General features: G+C 70.9%; 1 protein-coding gene. It reads left to right on the top strand.

The features are described 5' to 3' along the window. Positions 1-1010: hypothetical protein (locus NA4_RS41740; RefSeq protein WP_084497720.1), on the top strand; the 1010-nt coding region annotated here is incomplete at both ends.

Raw genomic sequence — 1010 nt, 5'->3', positions numbered from 1 at the left:
GACACGGGCACCTTCGCCGCCACGACGACGTTCCTGCGACGCGTCGCCGCGCGGTGCCCGGTCGTCACGATCCGCCTCGCCGCTGCGCGCAGCGGCAGCACGATCCGTGCTCGAACGGCGCCGATCATCCGCGTCGTCCCGACGCCGGAAGCCCGAGTCGCCACGTCCCGCATCGCCGTACTGGTCGGAGGCACCACGGCGTCCGAACCCTCCGCGTCCGCCGGGCTCGCCACCACGGACATCGCCTCGGTCGCCGCTATCGTCCCGGCGACGGCTGAACCCGCCACGGGCCTCGCCTCGATCGAACCCACCTCGGGGACCGGACTTTTCACCCGCGCGGAAGCCGCCACGGGGCTCGTCGCGCCGGTCACCGGAATCGCTCCGGCGTTTGAAGCCGCCACGTTCTCCGGAGTCCTCGGAACGTTTGAAACCACCACGATCTCCTGCGCCGCCGCGGCCGGTGAAGCCGCCCCGCGGACCGGAATCGTCGCGGCGCTCGAATCCGCCTCGCCTCGGCCCATCGTCGCCGCGGCGCTGGCCGGACGCACCGGGCTCCTGGCGCCGGAATCCACCGGACGAGCTGCCGCGCTGGTCATTTCGCCGCTCACCGCCTTCACCCCGGCGGTCGAACCCGCCCGAAGTGTCGCGTCGCTGGAAACCGCCACGCTCGGAGGATTCGTCGCGCCGACCGTAGCCGCCCGACTCTCCGCGTCGCGCGACGCCGCCGCGCTCACCGGAATCGGCCCGGCGTTTGAATCCACCGCCCCGTCGGCTCGCATCGCCGCTGTCGCCTCGCCGGCCGGACCCGGAGTCGGGAGCGCCACGCCGGAAGGGCTTCCGATCGTCGTTTTGTTCCGGCACGGTGCTCCCTTTCTGAATTTCGCGAAAATCTATCCGGACCCACAAATTCAATCACGTACCCGCTGTGGGACGCGGGCACGGCAACTTCGCCCGAGCACTATCCGGTGCTCAAACGCCGATAGGGGACCCAGATTCTGGGTCCCCTATCG

Origin of the sequence: Nocardia amamiensis NBRC 102102, from assembly GCF_001612745.1 — a bacterium.
Taxonomy (GTDB): domain Bacteria; phylum Actinomycetota; class Actinomycetes; order Mycobacteriales; family Mycobacteriaceae; genus Nocardia; species Nocardia amamiensis.
This window is presented reverse-complemented; position numbering and strand designations above follow the sequence as displayed.